Here is a 21,049-nt window from a genome sequence, read left to right as displayed (position 1 = left end):
CCTCAGTCGACTAGCTGCAGCATGAACCAGACGTGTCCGCGCTGGACAGAACACCTCATCAATACAATGCGCGGTGCGTCGACCGCAGGCGGCATGGCCATGATCGCATCGCGGATCTGGCGGGCGTTGTTCGTCGAACTCGACAGTGCGTCGACGGGGATCATCACTGCGTCATAGCCAAAGTCGCGCACATGGGTTGCAACAGTTCCCGGCGGATCCAGCCAGGGCTTGAAGCATTCATACCCGACGCCCGCCACGACCGCTGCAATCAGATGCCGCTTCGACGGACCGAGTTCGACAGGCTTGCCCGTCCCGGCCGGCTCGGCGCCCACGCGGGTCAGTGCCTCTTCACACGGACGGTAGTCGGGAAGCGCGGAGCCTCGGGTCCGCAGCACGGCACAGTAGATTTCGCGAAAGCGGCCCCGCTTGTCGGTCACCCCTGCAAGGGCCGCTGGCACCAGTACAAGCGGTGGCGTATCGGTCGAGTAGGCGACCAGCGGCGTCGATGCACAGGCGCCAACCAAAAGGGACGTCGCGAGCGCCGCCAGGCACGCGAAGCTTGCCAGCCATGCACGATTCGCGCGGAGCGCCGGCGTCGCGCGGTCGGCTTGCGATTCAGTGTTCGGCGTGTCGGGCTGCATCTTCGCTCGCCCCGCTTTGGAAACGCTCTCGCTGCTCAAGGTAGGGCTCCCAGTCGAGAAACTGCACATCCGAAAGGCTCAGTGGACGCGTGGCGAAGAAAAGAACGGCGCGCAATCCATCGGTGCGGTAGGTCGCACCGCCCATGGTCGGCCGCGGATGTTGCTGAGATGCGGCGCCAACGCCATGCACGAAGCCAAGCTGTTCGAGGCCGCCCGAGTACATCATGTCCTGGACAAATAGGTTCCTGGCCTCATCGACGTCACTTTGCAGGCGCACGGATGGTTCGTCCGCTCGTGCAAAGCGCCCCCCTACCGGGCGTCCGACTTGCGCGACGAAGACCGGTTGCCCCTGGAACCGGACAGGCGTGAGCCATCCGCGTACCCAGATCGCTGGTGCACCAGCCTGCGCTACCTTGCGTATGACGACGTCCGGCTGACGGCCGAATACCTGCTGAGGGAGGTCGGCCTGACGCAGGTTTCGCCGGTAGTTTCGACGCACCGCCGCTGAGCTGATGTCATTGATATCGCCGACGATCACCGCGTTCAACGGATCGCCCGGTACGGTGCCGCTTGCAGCCGTGGCGCAGGCTGGCATCGCTTCGAGTGCGGCGCGAAGCGACGCGAGGTCGGTGTAGTTCCGGATATCGGATTCAGGGTACCGGAAACTGAGCGGCGACCGCGATACCGCTGTCGAGGCATCGTCGTCCGGCACCTGCAGATACAGCGCGAAAGGTATCAGGGTATCGTCGCCGAAGAGGTCGATGTTGACGAACTTGGTTTCGTAATCCGGGTTGGTGAACAGCAAGCCGGCACGGGTCTGCCCGGGCGGGATCGGGTTCCTGAAGCCTAGACGGTTGAAGTGGGCATCGATGTGCGAGTTGGTCGTTCCGTCGAGCAGCGTGTGCACCGACCATGCCACCTCGAGCGGCGAAAAATAGTCCGGGTCGGTGCCTGAACGCAGCAGCCACAGTGGTTGCGCCATGCCGTTATGGACCTCGACCCAGACAGGCTGCACGCCTATTCTTGTCACGTCGGTACCCAGCATGCGCTTGCTGTCCTCCTTGCCAAGCACCGTCGCACTGACACGCACGTCGCGGTTGATCGTGCCGATGGCACGCTCGCGCAGCGGCCCGTCGCCGGCATCGGGGGGCGCCTGCCATGTTGCGCAGCCGCCGAGCGCAAGCAGCAGGCATGCAGTGCCGGCACCGCGTCGAAATGCCGTGCGCAGGTGCCGGGCCACCCTCATGGCTTCGCTCCGGGATTCATATCTGGATTTATTGCCTGGGCGGGAAACCTGAGCGCGTCCCCCATATCCCACGGGAACAGACGGATTCCCGACAGCAGTGTCGGCGTGCGGTCGAACACCAGCACCACGCGGTATCCGGTCGTGTAGTACGGGTCAGTCGTGAGATTCTGGCGCGGCGCGTCTGGCGGCGCGGCGCCAACGCCCGCAACGAATCCGACCTTGGCCAGGTTTTGTGAATAAGCCATGTCTTCCGCGAGCGCCGCACGCGCTTCATCGACGTCAGGATCGATCTTGTGGGTGACCAGCGTTGAAGAGTGAAGCGTAAGGCGAACGCCAATGTCGCGGCTGATCTGGCCTATCCAGACCGATTTGCCGTGGTAGCGTATCGGGGCGAGCCAGAGCCGCAGATGGTTGCGCTGGTGGATGGTATCCCGCGCCTTCTGCAAAGCGAGGTCCTGCGCGCGTCCGAACACGTACAGATCGCTCACGGGTGCGTTGGCATAGCGCTCGCCGGACATGGCCGACGTGATCATCTTCATGATCGCGCCTGACCACTTCTGCTCGGTCGGCCTCCAGCCGCGGCGCACGAGCGCGGGAAACGCATCGTCCAGCCCGCCTACGATTACCAGATTGAGCGGGTCGCCATTCTTCGACCCGTCTTGGTTGCTCGAGCAGCAGGGCAATGCTTCGAGCGCGGCCCGAAATGCGGCGTCGTCCGTGTAGTCCACGATTTGCTCGGGCGGGTAGATTTCCCGCAGGAAGACGTTACTGGCCTTGTAGTCGGCCTGGAAGCCCGGGACAGGTATCAGGATGGAGAATGTCGTGGCGTGACTGTTCGCGACCAGGTCCAGTTGAACCAACTTGACGGCCGCGTTCAGGTTGGTAAGCACGAAGCCCGAGACCGTCTGCCCGGGAGGTATGGGGTTGCGAAAAGCGAGCGCATCAAAGCGCGCTGCGACCCTGGCCGAGCTGTCATCCGGCGCGCCATCAGCGAATGCCTCAGCCCCCTCTGACGCTGGAAAGAAGTTCGGGTCCATGCCCGGCGACATCAGGAAGTAGTTGCGATCGCCATGGTTCTGCACCTCGATCCATACCGGCTGAATCTTCTTTTGCGCCAGAGGGACGCCATATAGCCTGGCACTTTCCTCTGCTGAAAGAACGGCTGCCGATACACGCAATGCGCCCTCGACGCGCGTCATCGCGCGACTGCGGTAATCACTTCCTGAAATATCGGCAGGTGTAGCGGCACAGCCCGCAATCGAGCAGGCGATGAACAAGACAGCCAGAATGTGCGTCCCGCTGCATTTCATCTCAGCCTCTCGCGAGTATGGGCTGCGCTCGGGTCTAACGCAGATTCCCACTGCACCGGGTCTCTGCGGGCGTGAGTCCTTCGAATGGAGCTTCACGTGATGAAAAATGATTATAGTCGCCGACGCTCGAACGGAAGGCCTTGTGTGCTTTAGTCGCCACATTGAGTGAGCGAACAGTTCTGGTAGTTCAGGCATTCCACTACCCCGTCGTCGCGATCGACGGGTCGGCAGCGCCGCTACGGGAATGGCTGAGTTTTCAGCCAGCTTGCGTGGCTCAGTCTCACTGCGTCATGACGACCCGAAATTTTCCCTGAGCCCTATCTCGTCTATCCTGACATCGAGCTACAACAAGCTCGCGCGCGTCGACGCTAACTCCTTTGTCGCGGCAGCATAATTGAAAAGAGGTAGCCAGTTTGACGGGGGGGCTGTACACAATGGATTTCAACCATGCTGGAGAACAAATCATGCTTAAACGTCTGGTATCGATTCTCGCGGTCTTGTCATGGCTGTTACCGATCTCTTCTGTCTGGGCGGACGAGTATACGGACACGATCAAGCTGTTCAGGAATGCGGGAGATAGTGGCCAGCTCCTCAAATCTGCTTACGGCTACGCCGTATTTCCTACGATTGGCAAGGGAGCTGTCGGCATAGGAGGGGCCCATGGCAAGGGCCGTGTGTACGAAAAGGGAAAATATATCGGCGACACCTCCATGACCCAGGTGACCGTGGGCCTTCAGCTTGGCGGCGAAGCCTATAGCGAGATGATCGTGTTCGAAGATGAACGGGCGCTCAAGGAATTTACCAGCGGTAACTTTGAGTTTGGCGCAGATGCCTCTGCGGTTGCGATCACAGCGGCAGCGGGTGCGCAGACAAGCACGACGGGCACGTCTGCGCGTGCGAGTGCCGGCAAGAAAGACGCCAAAACCGCGGGTGGCTATTACAAGGGCATGGCGACATTTACAGTGACCAAGGGCGGCTTGATGTACGAGGCGAGCATTGGCGGCCAGAAGTTCAGCTACAAGCCTCGTTGACTCTCGCTACGTGCGAAAGGATCAATTGTTTATGGAGCGCGCGGCGCCGACGGTAAAGCTATCGAGCCGCCGCGCGGGACATCGGCACACATTGATGCGCGCATCGCCTTGAGATGATCTTGCTCTCTCGCGCTGTTGGTCGGGCGCGCTGATAGACGTTTGAAGGTAACCGTCATCTGTCGAAATTCCGCGAGAACGATGACAGCTTCGGTCACCCCATCAACGCCTCGTTGGTCATGAGCACGATTTTGCCGGCCACGCCTTTCTCGCCGAGCAACTCGTGCGCAAGTTTTGCCTCGCTAAGAGAGAATTTCCGAGCAATCAGCGGCTTGATTCTCTCTTGTTGAAGTAGGTCCAGCAGAACAGTCAAGTCCTGCCGGAACAATGCCGGTTTCATCCGCTTGAGCCATTGAATGCTGTAGGGGACCACCCGCTTCCGGCCCGGGAGGAGCCAGCCTCCAACAATACACACACCGAAAATCGCAAGTCGCTGGAAGCGGTTACGGCGCCCCGAGCGACCTGATGCCAGGCGTCCCCCACGTAGCGAGGCAGTAAGGCCATAGGCTACGACTTTTCCGCGGGGATGGAGAGCGTCGCGGGAACGCCAGATGTTGCTGCCGCCGATGCCGTCGAAGACGACGTCTACGCCGTCACCCGTCAGGCGGCGTATCTCTTCCACGAAATCAAGCCTTTGATAGTCAATGGGTATGCCGCCCAGGCCAGAAACCGCCATCGCATCTTGCGATGAACAGGTCCCGTACATTTGCAGCCCGGCGAGGCGCCCAAGCTGCAATAGTGCCGAGCCAACTCCGCCCGCCGCACCGTGAATCAAGACCTGCTGACCCGGCTCGACTTTGGCGCAGCGATGCAACATCTGGTACGCAGTAACGTAGTTCAGTACGAGGCTGACAGCCTCGGCCACGTCCACTCCCGGAGGCACGGGAACCAGTTCGCGCTCAGCCAGGCAGACGAACTCGGCGTATGCGCCGCTGATCGGCAAGGCTGCAATGATCTGACCGGGTTCAACCCCGGAGACCCCACTGCCTAGTTTATCCACCATGCCGACCAGATCCCAACCGGGCGTAAAAGGCAGCGGGGGCGTTTCGGGGTGAAAGCCCTCGCGCATCATTAGGTCGGGTTGGCCCACGCCTGCTGCCAGCACCCTCACCCGCACTTCGCCGACCTTGGGTTCGGGGCATTCCTCCTCCACTACGTGAAGCGCATCGGGCCCGCCGTAGTTGGTGACTATGATGCGCCTGTGTTTCATAGCGTTGGAGAGTATCCGTCTCGTACCACAACGACGTCGCAGATCGGCGACACATAGCGACAAAGCCTTGAGACTAGCCGCTCGTATGTACTCAGCCTCTGCATTAAAACTAGGTGCTATCTCGCCAGCGCTGTTGACCTAAGTCAACGGGGTGGCCTTGACGATTCAGCCTACAGAATGCATTCCATCTGACGCACCAAAGAGCATCACTGATCTATCGACGGACCAAGAATCTGCGTGCCGTTTTTCAAAACGGTGCGAAGCGCGGTTCCCGCCTTGAAACGCGGCCGATGTCGGAGCGGGGGACATCCAGGACTCGCTTTCTCTTGATGCAGCGCAAAGCAGCCACGGCCCTTCATGACTATTCACTATCCAAGTGCCAACCTTTCGGGGGAGCCGGCCATGTACCCGATTGTCGAAACGCGTCTTGGCAAGGTGCGAGGCCTCCGCTGCGATGGCGTGTACGCGTTCAAGGGCATCCCATATGCTGCCCCACCGTTCGGCATGAACAGGCTGCGGCTGCCGCAATCCGCAGCACCCTGGCCCGGCGTGCGGGATGCGCTCTCGTTTGGACCGAAATCGCCACAGATTGCGTACCCGCCCGGCATCGCGGAGGCACTCGGAGAACTCGTTGGCGGCGGCGAGGATTGCCTAACCCTCAACATCTGGACGCCTGAACCCGGAGCACCCGGGCGCCCGGTGTTGGTCTGGATTCCCGGTGGGATGTTCGAGTTCCATGCAACCGGGGCTACCCCTATCTATGACGGCCGCCACTTCGCGCGCGACGGGGTGGTGTGCGTCACGATCAACTACAGGGTGGGCGCGGAGGGCTTCCTGTATCTCGGCGACGGTCTCGCCAATCTCGGACTACTTGACCAGATCGCCGCGCTCGAGTGGGTGCAGCAGAACATTGATGCATTTGGCGGGGACCCAGGCCAAGTCACTATTTTTGGGCAGTCGGCCGGCGGGATGAGCGTCGCAACCCTCCTTACCGTGCCACGCGCGCAAGGGTTGTTTCGGCGGGCCATCGTGGAAAGCGGAAACACACCCCATGTCACTTCGGCCGCCACGGCGAAACGCATTGGCCACAGGCTGGCGGCGCTACTGAAGGTCGATCCCACCAGGGAGGCGATTGCCTCAACCACGCCCGCGCAGGTTCTGCAGGCACAGGTGCAATTGCGCGAGGAACTGACTGCCGATACGGACCCGGCTTTCTGGGGGGAGGTTGCGCTTAGCAGCCTCCCGTGGGCCCCTACGGTCGATGGAGCAATTCTTCCTGCCCCCCCAATCGACGCCATTCGCGCGGGAGCGGCCGCTAACACAGCACTGTTGGTCGGTTCGAATACCGAGGAGACCCGGCTCTTCCTGGTCCCCAGCGGAGCCATAGATCGCATTACCGAGGCCTCCCTCCTGGCGCTGGTGGCCGCGTACGGCCTGTCGGCCGGAGGCCTGAGCGGCTACCGCGCAGCACACCCCACGGCCACCGCCGGTGAGCTGTTCTCGGAGATCCAGACGGATTGGTACTGGCGCATCCCTGCCGTTCGACTCGCAGACGCCCACGCGGCGAATGCCCGGATTTCGACGTACATGTATGAGTTCGCCTGGCGTTCGCCGCAGTTGGGAGGTCGTCTGGGCGCGGCGCATGGGGTGGAGATACCCTTCATCTTCGATACTCTGGGCCCCGGAGCAGAGGCGCTGGTCGGCCCAACACCGCCACAGTCGCTCGCCGACGCGATGCACCGGGCCTGGGTTGCGTTCGCGGTCAACGGCGATTGCGGCTGGCCCACCTACGATCCGGTCCACAGGTCAACGATGCGCTTCGACACGCCGTCTGCCGTGGTAGACGACCCGTTGGCCGTGAGGCTTGCCCTCTGGCACGGCGTGCCTTAGTGCGTCGTACCGCTGGCCTTCCGAACAGCTTCGCCCGCAACATGTCCAAGCGCATCGTGATCATCCAGGGGTATCCAGACCCATCGGGCCAGCGCTTGCTGCATGCGCTGGCGGACGCCTACGCTCAAGGCGCGACCACGGCAGGACACGGCGTACGGCGCATCGAGGTGGCGAAGCTCGACTTCCCGCTGCTTCGCACGCAGGCTGAGTTCGAGACTGGCACACTGCCTCCAGCATTGGAGCGGCCAAGGGAGGACATGCGCTGGGCGGAGCATTGGGTTTTCCTGTTTCCGCTATGGCACGGAACCATGCCGGCGCTATTCAAGGGTTTTCTCGAACACATCTTTCGGCCCGGATTTGCCATGGATTACAAGGAGAAAGGATTCCCCAGACGACTGCTCGCCGGCCGCTCGGCACGCATCATCGTGACCATGGGAATGCCGGCGCTGCTGTATCGCTGGTACTTTGGCGCATACGGAGTCCGCGGCTTCGAGCGAAGTATGCTGAGTTTCGCCGGGATAAAGCCGATCCGCGAGAACCTGTATGGGCTTACCTTTGCCAACGAGAGGACACGTACCCGGTGGCTGGAAAGCATGCGTGCACATGGTGCGCACGGGAACTGACCGGAACTTGGCAGACACATGCGCGCTCCTGGGCAGTTGCCGTCGTTGTGGTGGCTCCCTGCCACCGTCCGTTCATCGGTGCGGATTCAACCGGTGGTTTCCTTCATCGGAGAGGACATGGGGTCGGTCTCGTCGAGGAAGATAACTTCTTGATGAGGAATGTCTGCGTGAACAGGCACTTCATAGCCAGCGAGGTCGGCGAAGTCGGCGTGTGAAAGCAATGTGGCAGGTGGCGGAAGTTGCTTGTCAGCGGTCGTTGACGGCGCGCTGCATCTAATTTGGCAGATCGTCAGCGCCATCCCAGGCGTGACGACCGGCGGCCCGGAATCGGGATGCCTCCTAAGGCAGGGCCTCTAGCCACGCCGGGCACCGCGAAACAGCCTGCCATCATGAGATATTCGTAGGTCAACCCTAGGCGGGTCATCTGGTACTTGATCCACGGAGCAGCGTCAGCGCACTCGTGCAAGATTTCGCCTGCTCTTTGCGCAGCCGCCTCGCTACGGCGTCAGCGCTTGGGATCACCCATACCCTATGGCTGCCAGACCATTGAATGGAATGGAATGGAATGGGCGTATCACGCTATCTGGACGATCTGGAGGCGTCCGGGCCGGCGGTCAATGCCGCCTGTCTGGTCGGGCATTCGACCGTCATCACCGGCAATTGCGGGATCAGCCTGGCGCCGCTGCAATCGGCCGGGACGCCGCCAGCGCCGCTCGACCTGCTCGGGACAGGCGCCTGGCGGTACGAGAGTTTTGGCGACTCATATCCGGGATGAGGGCGACGCCATCGTCGACGCATTGACCGAAGCGCTGCAGATCGGCCAGGCGCTCGGCATCGAGACCGTACTGTCCCACCACAAGCTGGTCGGCAAGGCCAATCACGGGCGATCCGTGGAAACGCTGGCCATGATCGAAGCTGCCGGCAGGAAGCAGTCGGTCTGCCTGGACGGCTACCCTTACAACGCATCGTCAACCATGCTGCTGCCGGCGAGGATTGCACAGTCCGATGATGTCCGGGTGACATGGTCCAAGGCCGATCCCAGGGCAGCCGGCCTGTCACTGTTTGCCCACCGGGCTTTATTACCCGCCTGCCAGGGCGGCGGACACCGCCGAAGTGATCGCGGTCGGCGCGCCGCTGACCAATGCCCAGGGCATCATCACGATGCGTTACGCCTTGCGACAGCTTCGGATGCGGACCTTCCGGCGCATCGAGCAGGAGCCGGTCATCGTGCGTATGCACATCGATGAAGCCGGGGGCCACGATGTGCCCGGACGCATCGAAGCGTCTGGCTGCCGGGACACCCGACAGATCGCCAAGGCGAATGATGCGGTCCCCCGCGATACCCACGTCCAGGCGGCGACGGGGTGCGCCAGTACCGTCGATGACGGTGCCGCCTTCGATAATCAGATCCAGCGTCGTAGTCATGCGCTTGCCCCGGAATTCATTGTTGCGCGAAGAACTCTGAGATCTGCCCCAGGTCGCTGGTCTGGGTCAGCGCGAGCATCAACAGGATGCGTGCCTTCTGCGCAGACAGGCTGCCGGTGGCCATGCTGCCCGACAGCTTGGGCGTTACGATGCCGCTCACCGCACGGGAGCTGCGGACAACCGGACTCCCCTTGCTGCCGAACTCCCGAATCAGGGCTTCGTGGTCGGGGCTGGCGTTGCCATTGCCGGTGAAGCCGATGACCACGCCCTGCGTGCCCTCCGCCACCGCATCGCGCACGAGCTGCATTTCCTGCCCCTGGTAGCGATAGACCAGTTCCACCTGCGGCAGCTTGGTGACGGGCGTGGATGGCATGGCGGGTTAGACCGCTGCCGCCAAGCAGCGTTCACGCAGCGCGATGGTATTCTCGGTGCGGGTGCCGGCGGATCGCCTCGATGTCGATTCCCTCGAGCAGCCAGTGCAACTGTTCGACCGTCAGCGTAGCCACAGCCGCCTCGCGTGGCCAGGCAAACCGGTCCGCTTCCAATCGCTTTAGCAGTAGCCAGAAGCCGTTGCGACTACGAAACGACGGCAGACATTGCGAATGCCTGTGCTGTTATCCCGGCGGAAGTCTGCAATCGTCTTGAAGTCCGGCGCCAAACGGCCGGTGAGCCACATCAGTTCAATATTGCGCTGGCATTCGCGCTCCAGGCGGCGACTAGACTGGACCCGATTCAGGTAGCCATAGATGTATATCTTCAACAGGACAGCAGGATGATATGAGGGGCGACCGGTAGTCGAAGGATTGGCACCTTCGAACCCTGGCGACTCGAGATCCAACTCTTCAACGAACGCGTCGATGATCCTGGTGGGGTTATCCTCGGCGATGAAATCATCGAGGCATTCTGGAAGCAGCGTAGCTTGGTTGCGGTCTTCTCCCTCTATGAATCGCTTCATCCGGTCCCCCAATCTGAATGCGTTGACCCAGTCTAGGTGATCGAAACGTTTTCACACACCCTCGGTCGTAAGGCGCCGGCCAGCCGCATGCTGGCCCCGCTTAGGCCCGTTCCAGCATGGTGTAACCTTCCGCACCGCCCCCAAAGAAGGTAGCCGCTGGTGCCTCATACAAAGGCACGTCCAATTGCAATCGCTCGACAAGGTCGGGATTTCCAATGAAGGGCTTGCCAAAGGCGATCATGTCTGCGTGACCGGAAGCGGTCGCGTTTAGAGCGCGCTGTCGGTCGTATCCGTTGTTGGCGATGTAGGCGCCGCCAAAGGCCGCGCGAAGGCCTTGCACGTCGAACGTCGCGGCGCTGCTGCGGCCGTGTAGCTGTCCCTCGACGACATGCAGGTAAGCCAGTCCCATCTCGCCGAGCCGGCGAACCAGGTAGCCGTGCGTTTCCATCGGCGTGCTGTCCAGCGGCGTGTCCCCGACTGCGGTCGAAAGGGGGGAAAGGCGAAGCCCAACACGATCGGCTCCCCAAACCTGGGCGACAGCTTCCACCACTTCCAACGACAAGCGCGCGCGGTTCTCGATGGAGCCGCCATAGCAGTCGTCGCGGTGGTTCGTGCTGTCGCGCAGGAATTGCTCCAGGAGGTAGCCGTTGGCTGCGTGCACTTCCACGCCATCGAACCCGGCGTCCTTCGCGCGACGCGCGGCCTTTCGGTAGTCTTCCACAATGCCGGCGATCTCCTCGGTGGCGAGCGCGCGCGGCATCGACGGCGGCAGGTGTCCGGCTTCCGTAAAGACGCTGCCGCTGGCCTGGATGGCGGAGGGCGCCACGGGCGCAGCGCCGCCTTCCTGCAAGCTCACATGTGACATGCGCCCCACATGCCACAACTGCATCACGATGCGGCCACCCGCGGCATGGACGGCGTCTGTCACGGGTGCCCAGGCGTCCACGTGCGCATCGGTGTAGATGCCGGGCGTGTAAGCGTAGCCACGGCCCTGGCGAGAGATGTTGGTTGCCTCGGTGATGATCAAGCCCGCCGACGCCCTCTGTGCGTAGTAATCGATGGCCAGCGGCGTCTGGACACCGTCCATGCCCGCGCGCGACCGTGTAAGCGGCGCCATGGCAATGCGGTTGCGGACATCGATAGCGCCCAGGCGGGAGGCGGAGAAAAGAGGTTCGGTAAGCATGGCGGCTCCAGTGGCTGTGTGCGAATGCGGTATGGAAGAAGTGCTGCAACCCCGTCTGCCAGATAGGAGAGCAACCCCTCGTTGCAATGCAGTATGTGCGCGGCCGTTCCATTCATCCAATTTATTTATTGGATTCTAGTTATATCCCTGCCAATATATCTGGATGCGCTACGACCTCAACCTCTTGCCCGTATTCCTGACGCTCATGGAAGAGCGAAACGTCACGCGTGCAGCCGAGAGACTAGGGATGACGCAACCGGCGCTATCCAATGCCCTGGCGAGACTGCGGGACTTGCTGCAGGACCCCCTGTTCATTCGCGAGCGGTACGGCATGCAGCCGACGGAGAAGGCCGAATCGCTCGCGCCTGGCATCGCCGCTGCGGTCGGCCAACTGGATGAGCTGGTACTGGGTCAGCAGGGCTTTGACCCGACCAAGGCGGAACGTCTGTTCATACTGGCGCCGAGCAGCTACGTCGAGTTCGTGCTGTTGCCTGGAATTGTCACGCGATTGAGTGAGCGAGCACCGGGAATTCGGCTGCGGCTGGTGCCGTTCGGCACGGACTTGGCCGAGACCGGCGTAGGCTCCGGCGCGACGGCGTTGGTGCTGGGCCGCATTGTCGACCCGCCCGACAACCTTGTGGTGCAGCCCCTGATGGAAGACGGCCTTGCGTGCGTGGTGCGGTCTGACCATCCGCATGTACACAAGCGAATGTCCAAGCAGCAGTACGAGCAGCTCAAGCACGTCAATGTTTTGCCACCCGGCCGCCTTCGCGCAGGCCTTTTCCAGACACTTCAGCGCCACGGCCTTCGCCGCGAGGTAGCGATATCGGTCACGCACTTCATGGCCATTCCAGAACTTGTTGCCGCGACGGACTACTGCGCGACGCTACCTGCCCTGATCTGTCGCCACCTTGCGAGCGATGTGCGGCTGAAGGTCCTGGCCGCGCCAGTGGACCTCGGGACATTCCCGGTGGATATGGCCTGGCATGTTCGCTACCGCCATGATGCTGCGCACCAGTGGTTGCGTGAACTGGTCACCGAAGTCGCTCGCGAAGCCGCGCATCGCAAGACGAAGTGAGCCGCAATGCAGGTCGTTGCATCGATTTGATACTCGTGGACGTCGGGATGGGCACTGCTCCTCCTATTGCGCTGCTCCCTCTGAACTGAAGGGCCGTATTGGCCAGCGCATAGGGGTAGGAAGCGGGCTCGCCGGTGCCTGGCTGTTCCCGGGCCTCAATCCGATCGAGCCGATCAGTGTCCGTCAAACTCAATCGCGCCATCCATGCCGCCGCCCAGGATGCACAGATTGATAAGCGCTTATCCATGCATATGCTGCGACACAGCTTCGCCACCCACCTGCTCGAACAGAATGTCGACTTCCGCGTGACTCGAGTACTGTTCGGGTAGAGACAATCAACGTCGGATAGTCTCGTTCACGATACTGTTCTAAACGAGCGCGCATGCTCAGTCGTGTGCAAATTGCACGCGCGTCGCGCTTTGCAGCGCCCCTCGTTGCATCCATTTCGGTGAGCGAGGATGGCTTTCGATCGACCCGACAGGACTTCTCGGTGACAGAGCCTTCGACTAAGCGAACCTCTTGTGCAACTGTGCTACCTGCGCGCCATCAAGGCGTGGGGGATCGTGTCCATCCCGGCCGGGCTCCGGTATTGCCAGGACGGTGCAAGGCCAGGGGCTCTGCGCAGCGCAGTTGCCAATCGAGCCAGGCCCGCGAGCGGCCGGCATCTGTTGATCGGTTGCGCAGCCAGCAACCGAAGGTGGAAAGGAAGTTGCCGGTCAATTCGACCTCTCCCGCTTCGCGGCGCAAGCCGGATTCTGGCAGTTGGTCGGCTTCTCGCAGCCACTGCACTCCGGCCGGCAGCCACCACCCGTTCATCGACTTGCACGGCCGACGTGCCCAGCGCGGCCAGGCTGGGGGCACGCGCGCATTGAACGCGGCGCATGCCAATTCAGACAGCAGATGACAGTGTGTTGCCCGTCCCATTGTCATTCGCCCGCGCCTACCAGCGAATTTACATAGCGCCAAAGCGGCCGCTAAGCGCGCGACGGAACTTTTCAGTTTAGGTCAAAATCGGCTGCCCGCTCCACTATGATCCCGATGTTCCTGTTGCTGAAACTCGGTACAGGACGCGACATTACTAGGCATTAGCAGCGCCTCGCTATATCGTGAGCTTAAGAATGTCCAGCGCTCGGGCGATTCGTAAAGTGCTGGGGACCACCCCGGCCACAGGAGCTCAGCCACGGACCTGCGTAAATTGCCGGAGGCTGAAATGCTCGAAAAAAAGCGCTCTTACAAGGGATTTCACGTTACCTTGTTCGTGCCGGACGTGATTGAGCAGGGCAAGCCAAACGGGCGCGTCCAGATCTCCACACGCAACGAGGACATGGGGATCCGCTTTACGCCCGACTGGGCCCGCCCGCCCGCAACGCCGCAGGAAGCAGAGGACTGGCTTTTTGCCTACGCCGCCGGGATCATCGATTGTGAACTGGCTGGCGGTTTCGGCATTGATCTCAGGAACGAGTAAGTCAGCTCGGCGATGAATAGTCGTGACTACAGCGCCTGGCGGTGATGGGCTGTTCGTGGAGATTCTGGCATGGCGTGCAGCGCATGGCCGTTGGGCACGCGAGCAAGCGTGGGAATGGGATGGCCTGCTGACAGTCGACACAGACGCCATACTGACCGCTCCTCATCCGTGACTGGGCGGCCTCAATGTCGGCCAGTTGCATACGATAGTGTTTCAGCATGGCGTCGCCCTGGCGCTGCACGGTCTTTACGTCTGCCACTTCACCATCATCAAGGTGTTCACGTTGTGTTGGCGTCACCACTGGCGAATCCGCAGTTCCGGCGATAGCACGGATACGCGACTCTTCAGCGTCCATTTGTGCCGCCAGCTTCCCCAATTCTTCCTTTGTCAGTCCTTTCACGACTGGCCTCCCCCATAAACATCTTGCGGGTCGCACGCAGGCAGATCGCACAGCGTATCGCGCAAGGGCAGGCGGATTTGGCAGATACAGTTGCCGTATTGCCGCCCAGATGTGTCACCCCTCAGATCGGAGGCTTCCGCAAGGGGCTGGTATCGTTTGCCGGCATGGCCAACACCATGTGCCCCATGCGGGACTATCAGGTGCCACGGCCGCGCCGGCGCCGCAGTCACGAATCCCTAACGGTGGCTGGCAGCCAGCGCGACGATAGCGCCTGTGGTTGCCGCGATGGCGGCCACGGTCCCCATGCTTTGCCAGGGATGCTCGTGAACGTAGCGATCGGTTGTTGTCGCCCACTCGGAGACTTTGGCGCGGCTGTCTTCGCGCAGCGAAACGAGGCGCTCCTGCAGCGCGCGCTGCCGGGCCTTGAGCGCGTGGCGCTCAAGGCTGGCTCCTACGCCAGTCTCGGCTTTGACATCATGAAGCAGTGCCTGTACGTCGGCCATCAGCGTATCGACGTCGCGTACCAATGCGTCCTTGCGCATGGATAGATCGGATTGGATTTCGTTCATCTTTCCCTCCTGTTAGCGAGATCATCGCGGTGCATCGCGCAGCACGATCGGCATTTTGTCCAATATAGGATTGGCTTGACAGTCCGCCATGACAAACAGCAAGCCGCGATGCAGCGGCCCGCAAGGAGACAAGAGGAGCCGGCAACCAATGCCCGGAAGTATCGTCGCGCTTACGCCTCGAAGGCCTCTTGCCGCTGGGATGGCTTATCGCTGGCCTGTCTGGCTGGCGTGCCGTGCGGCATACATCCGGTCAGGGAGCAGAACGTGGTCCACGATGACAGCGATGCTTGGCGGCATCGGGAGCATCGTCATCATCCGGATCGTTGCCATGGGGTAAATCGACCTGCTCCACCGCCCGCTCGACGATTTGCGCGGCGGCCCGTTCGACGTCTTCCTATGGGGAATGCGATAGTGACTGGCTCGCCCTGATAAAACTGCGCCGGGATTCGCATACTGGGGCTAAGAGATCCGCGTGGCGGCGGCGCCCCACGATTCATGGGAGGGCCTGCATTGTCTCGGAGGTCTACCACCAACCTGTTCCGTGGCAGGCAATAGTTACGGCAAAGTAGGAAATCGGCGACCCTCAGGCACGTGACGCGGCCATGCGCCCAAATACGAATTGGCCCAGATACCATGCCAACTCCGAGTTGGCCAAGATCACGTCTTCTGACACGGACGAGGCGTCCAGCTTCATCCGCTTCAGCACGAGCTTGCCCTCGCGCGAGGCCAGCCATGCCCGTGCAAACTCCTGTCGCGCTTTGGTATCGGCCGCACCGAAGTGCTCGCGGCCCTGGCGCGACTCTTCGTTCATGCGAGCGCGGGTCTCGTCATCACGCGAGGCGACACTGCGCTCCACGCTTGTCTTGACCGCGATCTTCGCGGCTTCCTTCTGCTCTTCCTCGACAAGCAGCTTGGTCTGCACCTGAACCATCGTCCGTTCAGCGTCGGACATCCTCCAGTTGTCGCGTAGGGCTTTCATCAAATAGCCGGCGGGACTCTTCTTGATCTGGCCGCGATTGAGTTTGAACCGCGTGTACTCGATTGCCTGCAGGATGCGATCGTCGTTCCATGTCTCGCGATTCTCGGAGATCTCGCCGAACTGGCGTGTGGAGAGGTTGAACTCGTCCTTCAGTATCTTATAGATCTGGCTGGCATCGGACAGGCTTGCCATTACGGCGTCGGCGGTGTCCTTGCGTTTCAGGAGAAAGCGAATCCGATCGACTTTCTTGGAGGACGTCGACTCCGTCTTGGTCTCATAGCTGAGTTCGATGTCCGAGATCTCATTGATTTCGCGGACCGCCGGCTCCAACCAGTCGCGCTTGAAGTATTTGAAGATGTTCGCGTTCGCCCCCATCTTGCCTGGCCAGGTGCGCATTTCCTCAAGCCTGATCCAGTCCGTACGCCCGTTGGGCACGCTTGGCAAGACCTTGTCATAGATCGCGCGGGCGAGACTGCGGGTGAAAGCCGTTGAGATGCGAAGGCTGAGCCAGTGAGACTTGCGGGGGTCTCGAATATGGGGAATCAGGCTATGGTGGACATCGAAGCGGATGCGTCCGCGGTGCATGGCCACCATGCCGATGAGCTGAACCTGGATCCAGATATCGTTCTCATCGGGCTCACGGTCCGATGGGGTATTGGTGACCCGGATCTTGGCGTTCTGTGCTTCGTCCGCGATGGTTCGAAGATGCTTGAGGTTACGGCTGTCATAGCGCATCAACCACTTGAAGTAGTTCAGCTCGACATCGTATTGGTCAGGAATCTCGGGATCTTGCGCGACGATGAAATAGGCGGCATCTAGAAACCGTCGTGCCGCTAACCCCATGTTGACGATTTCGGTGAAGAAGTTATTGCGCTGATAGCCGATTTCGCGGTTGGCCTCGCTGATGGGCATCCCGAGGTCGAACATATCCTCGAACAATGCCAGCGCCATCTGGCGAGGCGTCGTCCTCGCGTTGACCTCCACCGGATTGTCCGTCGACATACTCGTCTTTCCCCGCTCGTTTTTTTGTGCTCGGGCACTCTAGCATGTGATGGTGAGGTCCTGTCAACACAACAAACCTCACCATCACCCATTGGCGTCGCGAGTTCGGCCGAACGGAATTTGAGGCGCACAACAAACCTCACCTGGCGCACAACGAACCTCACCCATGTTTACCGTTTGAGGCGCCACGCCCATGAACTGCTTAGCCGGATCGGACTTTTCCACAGGTGCCGCACAATACATCTCACCTTCGAAGTATCAGCACAAGGAACCTCACCAACGCGCGCAATAGACCTCACCGTCCCCACACAGTAAACCTCACCATGACAACACAGAGAACCTCACCTTTGACACATTGAACCGCACCTTTTGAAGGTTAAGTCTCTGATTTATAAGAACATCGAGTTTCTCTGTTTGTGGGTTAGGTTGTTTACTTCAAAAACATCCAACCCACAGCACGCAACCACTCGCGTATCGAAGCGCCGCGCGAAGTCCTCGGGAGGTGGCCAAGGTAGAGTACCCATTTATGCGTCGCTGGTTCAATCATGGAAGCGGGCGACAAGCGGACCCGAGAGATCTTGCAGAGCACCTGCACTGCTTGGCGAATCAGTCTGAGGAGTAGCGCCAGTTCCTTGACTCGACACTGCGCCGATTAGGACCTTGACGCCTAGGTGAGGTTATTTGTGCAAGACGCTAAGGTGAGGTTATTTGTGCGACGACGATCCATGCCGCTTTGCACAATGAATCTCACCTTGGTGACAGCCGATGACACGAAGTTGGGCATGGTGAGGGTTATTGTGCCCGCTTGACGCCTGCAGTAAGGCAGTTGGCCGCCCCGAAATGCCCTCACAGTCGCGATGACCCATCTTCATTCGCACTTTTGCGAATCTGTATAACCGTCACTCCGGGATATAGCTGGTTCTGAGGGCACACCTGGGCGAGCTCGAGTTGTAGGTGAGGTTGATTGTGCAGTAACGCTCGGCGCTGCCCTACCTTCTCGGGGCACTGAGGGAAGGTGAGGTTCGTTGTGCTGAAACCTTTCCAGGAGACCTCACCTGTTCTATGGAACTGCACAAATGACCTCACCTTTGCCCCTGTGGAATGCGGATTCCGGGAGGAAGGTGAGGTCATTTGTGCTGTCGGTTATAGGAAGCGCACCTGCTCACGGACGTGGTTAGGCAGGACGTGCCTTCCAAGACATCCCCAAGCTGCCCAAAAATTAATCAAATTTGTTGTTTTTCCCGAAACTTTCGTTGAAGATCAGCGGCTTATGCGCCATAACTCAAGCATTTCCTGTATTCTGAGCTTTCTCGAATTTTCCGGAAAAACCTCAAAATGGTGAAAACGAGCCAACTTCCTGCAGTCGACCGAACTGTACCGCTAGAGCAGATATCCCAGTTCGCGGAAAGGGTCACCATTTTCACGGACGAACTTCGCGAAACTATTCTCGCGCCTCGGCCGAGAAAAACCGCGCCGATTTTCAAAACGGGGGAGATTGCAGAGTTGTGCAACATCTCTCACTCCCAAGTCCAGTATCTCGCGACCAAGGGTGACGGCGACCTGCCGCCTGGAAAAGCCGCGGGTACAGGGCGTACCAGAACCTTCACGCTGGAGGAGGCACGCATCTGGGTGCAGAAGGTTTCTGACATCTATCAGACGCCTCTGGTCACAGGAACGCGTGAGCCTGAAGGGAAAATCATTATCACGGCCCAGCTAAAAGGTGGGTCCGCAAAGACCACCACGACCATGTGTCTTGCCCAAGGGCTGACATTGCGCGGTCGGAAAGTCCTCGTGGTCGATCTGGATCCCCAAGCCTCGCTCTCGGAATTGTGCGGCTTGTATGCGGAAAAAGATGTCACGCCGGAAGACACGGTCTTGCCCTTTATCTATGACCAGCAGATCGAAGGGGGACTGATGGGTAGCATCCAGTCTACCTATTGGGATGGCCTGGATTTGATTCCCGCGCACACGGAACTGATTGGGGCAGAGTTTCATCTGCCCGCTATGCAGAAAATCAAACCTGGCTTCCGTTTCTGGACGGTGCTCCGGGAGGGATTAGAGCCGCTGCGCAAGCATTATGACTACATCCTGATGGATACGTCGCCATCGCTCTCGTACATGAATTTGAACGCGTTGCTCGCGGCAGATGCGATGGTCATGCCGATGGTCCCGGAGAACCTTGACTTCATCAGCTCTCTGTCGTTCTGGCGTCTGTTCTCAGACGTCTCCAAGAGCTTCATCAAGTATGAGGCGGACAAGAAATATGACTTCGTCTCGTTGCTGCTATCCAAGGTTGACTATGGGCGCACCTCGTCCGCGCCGATTGTGCGTGCCTGGGCCGAGAGTGCCTATGAAAAGTGGTTGCATCCGATTGAGGTGCCTGCGAGCTCGGTAATGAGCACCGGTGCGCTGGCATTCTCGACAGTGTTTGACGTGAGCAGCACGCATAGCGCATCCAAGTCGCTGCAGCGCGTGCGCCAGCCCATTTTTGATTACTGCCGGTGGCTGGATGATATCTATGCGGAAAAGTGGAGGAACGCGCAATGAGCAATATGCGAGAGCAGCTGCTGGCCAAGACGGCGGGCATCCGAAAGACCTCGGCGATTAAGCAAGACGAGGTCAAGCGCAACGACCGTACCCAGACGGCACCGGGCCTGACCGGGGCATTGGCCGTTGCGCAACTCCGTGTCCAGGAGTTGGAGGCCGCTGGCGTCGCGTCGCAACTCGCTGTTGCGGACATCGTCCCGAATCCATGGCAGCCTCGGCGCGTGTTCAACGAAGTCAAGCTGTCGGAGCTCGCAGAGTCGATTCGTGAAGTCGGACTCATGCAACCTATTGTGGTGCGCCGCGCCGAGACGGGTTACCAGATCGTGGCAGGTGAGCGGCGGTGGCGCTCTCACAAAATGCTTGGTCTGGATACTGTCAAAGCAGTTGTCGTGGAGTGTTCTGATGCCGACATGGCGGTGCTCGCCATGGTCGAAAATATCAGCCGCGACGATCTGTCCGACTATGAAATTGCCCTGTCTATCCGGCAGTCGGAGAAGGAGTTTCCCTCGCGGGTACGCCTGGCAGAGGCGCTGGGTCTTTCCAAAAGCGGTCTCTACCGGTTCCTTAGCTTTGCACAGCTGCCAGACTTCGTCGTGAAGGACCTCGACCTTCAGCCCCGGTTGCTCGGCGGAAGCGCTGCGGAGGCGATCGTGACGACGATCCGCAAGTACGGGGAAGCTGGTAGCGATGCCGCGAAGGAGATATGGCCGCTCGTGGCGTCTGGCAAGATGGACCAGGGTAAAGCCGCAGGAGCCATCAAGGCGCTGGCAACACGACGGACCTCGGAGCCTAGCTCCTCGAGTGAGCGAAGCATTGACAAGTTTTTTTCGGGGAAAGAGCAGGCCGGGTCTATTACGAAGGACGTCAACGGTTTTACCGTGAAGATTAAAGCCGGTGCGATGTCGCAAGCGCTTGAGACGCAAATTCGAGAGCTCATCAGCGAGACATTCCACCACCAGCCCAAGTAATATCAAACTGAAAAGCCCGCTTGCTTAGCGGGTTTTTTTTCGCCCTGGTGTCGGGAGTACCCCTTCCGGGCGCGTTGGCTGCGCGCAGATTCCAAGTTGGGACCGTCCTTCGAGTGGGCGCAGGCCTTCCCAACTTGGGACGGTGCCTCTGCTGGAAGACTGACCTTCCCAACTGGGAACGGTATCTCGACTGGACGCCGAGCCTTCCCAATCTGGGATGGGACCTCGCCTGGGCGCCCGACTTCCCGACCTAGGACGGTACCCGCCTGGGCGCCCGACTTCCCGACTTGGGACGGTACCTCGCGCGGATGCCGGACTTTCCCAACTTGGGACGGTACCTCGCCTGTGCGCCCGACCTTCCCAACTTGGGACGATACCTCGACTAGGGGCCCGACCTTCCCAACTTGGGACGATACCTCGACTAGGGGACCAGACCTTCCCAACTTGGGACGATACCTCGACTAGGGGAC

Annotated in this window: 20 protein-coding genes and 2 pseudogenes; 10 read left to right on the top strand and 12 right to left on the bottom strand. The window is 60.4% G+C overall.

From position 1 onward, the window contains the following. Positions 1–2: 2 nt before the first annotated feature. Genes IPF36_RS30400 through IPF36_RS30390 form a run of 3 tightly spaced genes read right to left on the bottom strand, consistent with a single transcriptional unit; the run spans position 3 to position 3,197 of the window. Complete coding sequence (locus IPF36_RS30400; protein ID WP_255519949.1) at positions 3–641, bottom strand: hypothetical protein; 639 nt, start codon at positions 639–641, stop codon at positions 3–5. Further along, positions 616–1,887, bottom strand: a complete 1,272-nt coding sequence (locus tag IPF36_RS30395; RefSeq protein WP_195431882.1) for an LssY C-terminal domain-containing protein — start codon at positions 1,885–1,887, stop codon at positions 616–618. Before IPF36_RS30395 ends, IPF36_RS30400 begins: the two co-directional genes overlap by 26 nt. Next, complete coding sequence (locus IPF36_RS30390) at positions 1,884–3,197, bottom strand: LssY C-terminal domain-containing protein (RefSeq protein ID WP_195431881.1); 1,314 nt, start codon at positions 3,195–3,197, stop codon at positions 1,884–1,886. The genes IPF36_RS30395 and IPF36_RS30390 overlap by 4 nt, the downstream gene beginning before the upstream one ends. 464 nt (positions 3,198–3,661) lie before the next feature. Between IPF36_RS30390 and IPF36_RS30385 the strand changes: the two genes are divergently transcribed. Continuing rightward, positions 3,662–4,228 (top strand): YSC84-related protein, encoded by a 567-nt coding sequence (locus tag IPF36_RS30385; protein ID WP_195431880.1) that lies wholly within the window; start codon positions 3,662–3,664, stop codon positions 4,226–4,228. Positions 4,229–4,439: 211 nt separating this feature from the next. Here IPF36_RS30385 and IPF36_RS30380 read toward each other — a convergent pair whose 3' ends face one another. After that, complete coding sequence (locus IPF36_RS30380; RefSeq protein WP_133092947.1) at positions 4,440–5,495, bottom strand: medium chain dehydrogenase/reductase family protein; 1,056 nt, start codon at positions 5,493–5,495, stop codon at positions 4,440–4,442. A gap of 402 nt (positions 5,496–5,897) precedes the next feature. Here IPF36_RS30380 and IPF36_RS30375 point away from each other — a divergent pair, with 402 nt between their 5' ends. Beyond that, positions 5,898–7,385 (top strand): carboxylesterase/lipase family protein, encoded by a 1,488-nt coding sequence (locus IPF36_RS30375; protein ID WP_133092946.1) that lies wholly within the window; start codon positions 5,898–5,900, stop codon positions 7,383–7,385. A gap of 41 nt (positions 7,386–7,426) precedes the next feature. Next, positions 7,427–8,008 (top strand): NAD(P)H-dependent oxidoreductase, encoded by a 582-nt coding sequence (locus tag IPF36_RS30370; RefSeq protein WP_195431879.1) that lies wholly within the window; start codon positions 7,427–7,429, stop codon positions 8,006–8,008. A gap of 86 nt (positions 8,009–8,094) precedes the next feature. On the opposite strand, the gene IPF36_RS30365 is transcribed toward IPF36_RS30370, so the two are convergent. After that, positions 8,095–8,307 (bottom strand): hypothetical protein, encoded by a 213-nt coding sequence (locus IPF36_RS30365; protein ID WP_133092944.1) that lies wholly within the window; start codon positions 8,305–8,307, stop codon positions 8,095–8,097. A gap of 266 nt (positions 8,308–8,573) precedes the next feature. Between IPF36_RS30365 and IPF36_RS30360 the strand changes: the two genes are divergently transcribed. Both IPF36_RS30360 and IPF36_RS30355 read left to right on the top strand, forming a co-directional pair. Beyond that, positions 8,574–8,783 (top strand): hypothetical protein, encoded by a 210-nt coding sequence (locus IPF36_RS30360; protein ID WP_195431878.1) that lies wholly within the window; start codon positions 8,574–8,576, stop codon positions 8,781–8,783. Then, positions 8,761–9,255 (top strand): hypothetical protein, encoded by a 495-nt coding sequence (locus IPF36_RS30355; protein WP_195431877.1) that lies wholly within the window; start codon positions 8,761–8,763, stop codon positions 9,253–9,255. The genes IPF36_RS30360 and IPF36_RS30355 overlap by 23 nt, the downstream gene beginning before the upstream one ends. Before the next feature lie 194 nt (positions 9,256–9,449). Here the strand turns inward: IPF36_RS30355 and IPF36_RS30350 are convergent, their stop codons facing one another. The 4 genes and pseudogenes from IPF36_RS30350 to IPF36_RS30335 form a co-directional block, all read right to left on the bottom strand. Continuing rightward, positions 9,450–9,806, bottom strand: coding sequence for a hypothetical protein (locus IPF36_RS30350; RefSeq protein WP_195431875.1), 357 nt, complete (start codon positions 9,804–9,806; stop codon positions 9,450–9,452). A gap of 31 nt (positions 9,807–9,837) precedes the next feature. Then, positions 9,838–9,978: an IS66 family insertion sequence element accessory protein TnpB gene (gene tnpB, locus IPF36_RS35190; RefSeq protein WP_218959756.1), complete on the bottom strand. Its 141-nt coding sequence runs from the start codon at positions 9,976–9,978 to the stop codon at positions 9,838–9,840. 29 nt (positions 9,979–10,007) lie between these two features. Further along, positions 10,008–10,388: pseudogene (locus IPF36_RS30340) on the bottom strand (transposase); the annotation flags it as partial. A 100-nt stretch (positions 10,389–10,488) separates the two neighbouring features. After that, a complete protein-coding gene (locus IPF36_RS30335; protein ID WP_133092936.1) occupies positions 10,489–11,571 on the bottom strand; it encodes an alkene reductase in 1,083 nt (360 codons plus the stop codon). A gap of 163 nt (positions 11,572–11,734) precedes the next feature. Between IPF36_RS30335 and IPF36_RS30330 the strand changes: the two genes are divergently transcribed. The 3 genes and pseudogenes from IPF36_RS30330 (at position 11,735) to IPF36_RS30315 (ending at position 14,114) form a co-directional block, all read left to right on the top strand. Then, entirely contained in the window at positions 11,735–12,649 is a 915-nt protein-coding gene (locus tag IPF36_RS30330; RefSeq protein WP_133092935.1) for a LysR family transcriptional regulator, read from the top strand. A gap of 133 nt (positions 12,650–12,782) precedes the next feature. Further along, positions 12,783–12,978, top strand: a pseudogene (locus IPF36_RS30325) (tyrosine-type recombinase/integrase); the annotation flags it as partial. Between the two features lie 881 nt (positions 12,979–13,859). Further along, positions 13,860–14,114, top strand: coding sequence for a hypothetical protein (locus tag IPF36_RS30315; protein ID WP_133092934.1), 255 nt, complete (start codon positions 13,860–13,862; stop codon positions 14,112–14,114). A 1-nt stretch (position 14,115) separates the two neighbouring features. Here IPF36_RS30315 and IPF36_RS30310 read toward each other — a convergent pair whose 3' ends face one another. From IPF36_RS30310 to IPF36_RS30300, 3 genes are all read right to left on the bottom strand, one after another. Further along, positions 14,116–14,514 carry a TraR/DksA family transcriptional regulator gene (locus tag IPF36_RS30310; RefSeq protein WP_133092933.1) on the bottom strand — a complete coding sequence of 133 codons (399 nt, stop codon included), beginning with the start codon at positions 14,512–14,514 and terminating at the stop codon, positions 14,116–14,118. 236 nt (positions 14,515–14,750) lie between these two features. After that, on the bottom strand, positions 14,751–15,083 hold the full coding sequence (locus IPF36_RS30305) for a YqjD family protein (protein WP_195431874.1): 333 nt from the start codon (positions 15,081–15,083) through the stop codon (positions 14,751–14,753). A 583-nt stretch (positions 15,084–15,666) separates the two neighbouring features. Further along, the gene (locus tag IPF36_RS30300) at positions 15,667–17,064 is read right to left on the bottom strand and encodes a replication initiation protein (protein ID WP_133092931.1); all 1,398 of its coding nucleotides are present in this window, start codon (positions 17,062–17,064) and stop codon (positions 15,667–15,669) included. Between the two features lie 1,335 nt (positions 17,065–18,399). Between IPF36_RS30300 and IPF36_RS30295 the strand changes: the two genes are divergently transcribed. Then, a complete protein-coding gene (locus IPF36_RS30295) occupies positions 18,400–19,611 on the top strand; it encodes a ParA family protein (protein ID WP_133092930.1) in 1,212 nt (403 codons plus the stop codon). After that, complete coding sequence (locus IPF36_RS30290; RefSeq protein ID WP_195431873.1) at positions 19,608–20,579, top strand: ParB/RepB/Spo0J family partition protein; 972 nt, start codon at positions 19,608–19,610, stop codon at positions 20,577–20,579. Before IPF36_RS30295 ends, IPF36_RS30290 begins: the two co-directional genes overlap by 4 nt. Positions 20,580–21,049: the final 470 nt, after the last annotated feature.

Source organism: Cupriavidus sp. IK-TO18, assembly GCF_015549295.1.
GTDB classification, from domain to species: Bacteria; Pseudomonadota; Gammaproteobacteria; order Burkholderiales; family Burkholderiaceae; genus Cupriavidus; species Cupriavidus oxalaticus_A.
This window is presented reverse-complemented; position numbering and strand designations above follow the sequence as displayed.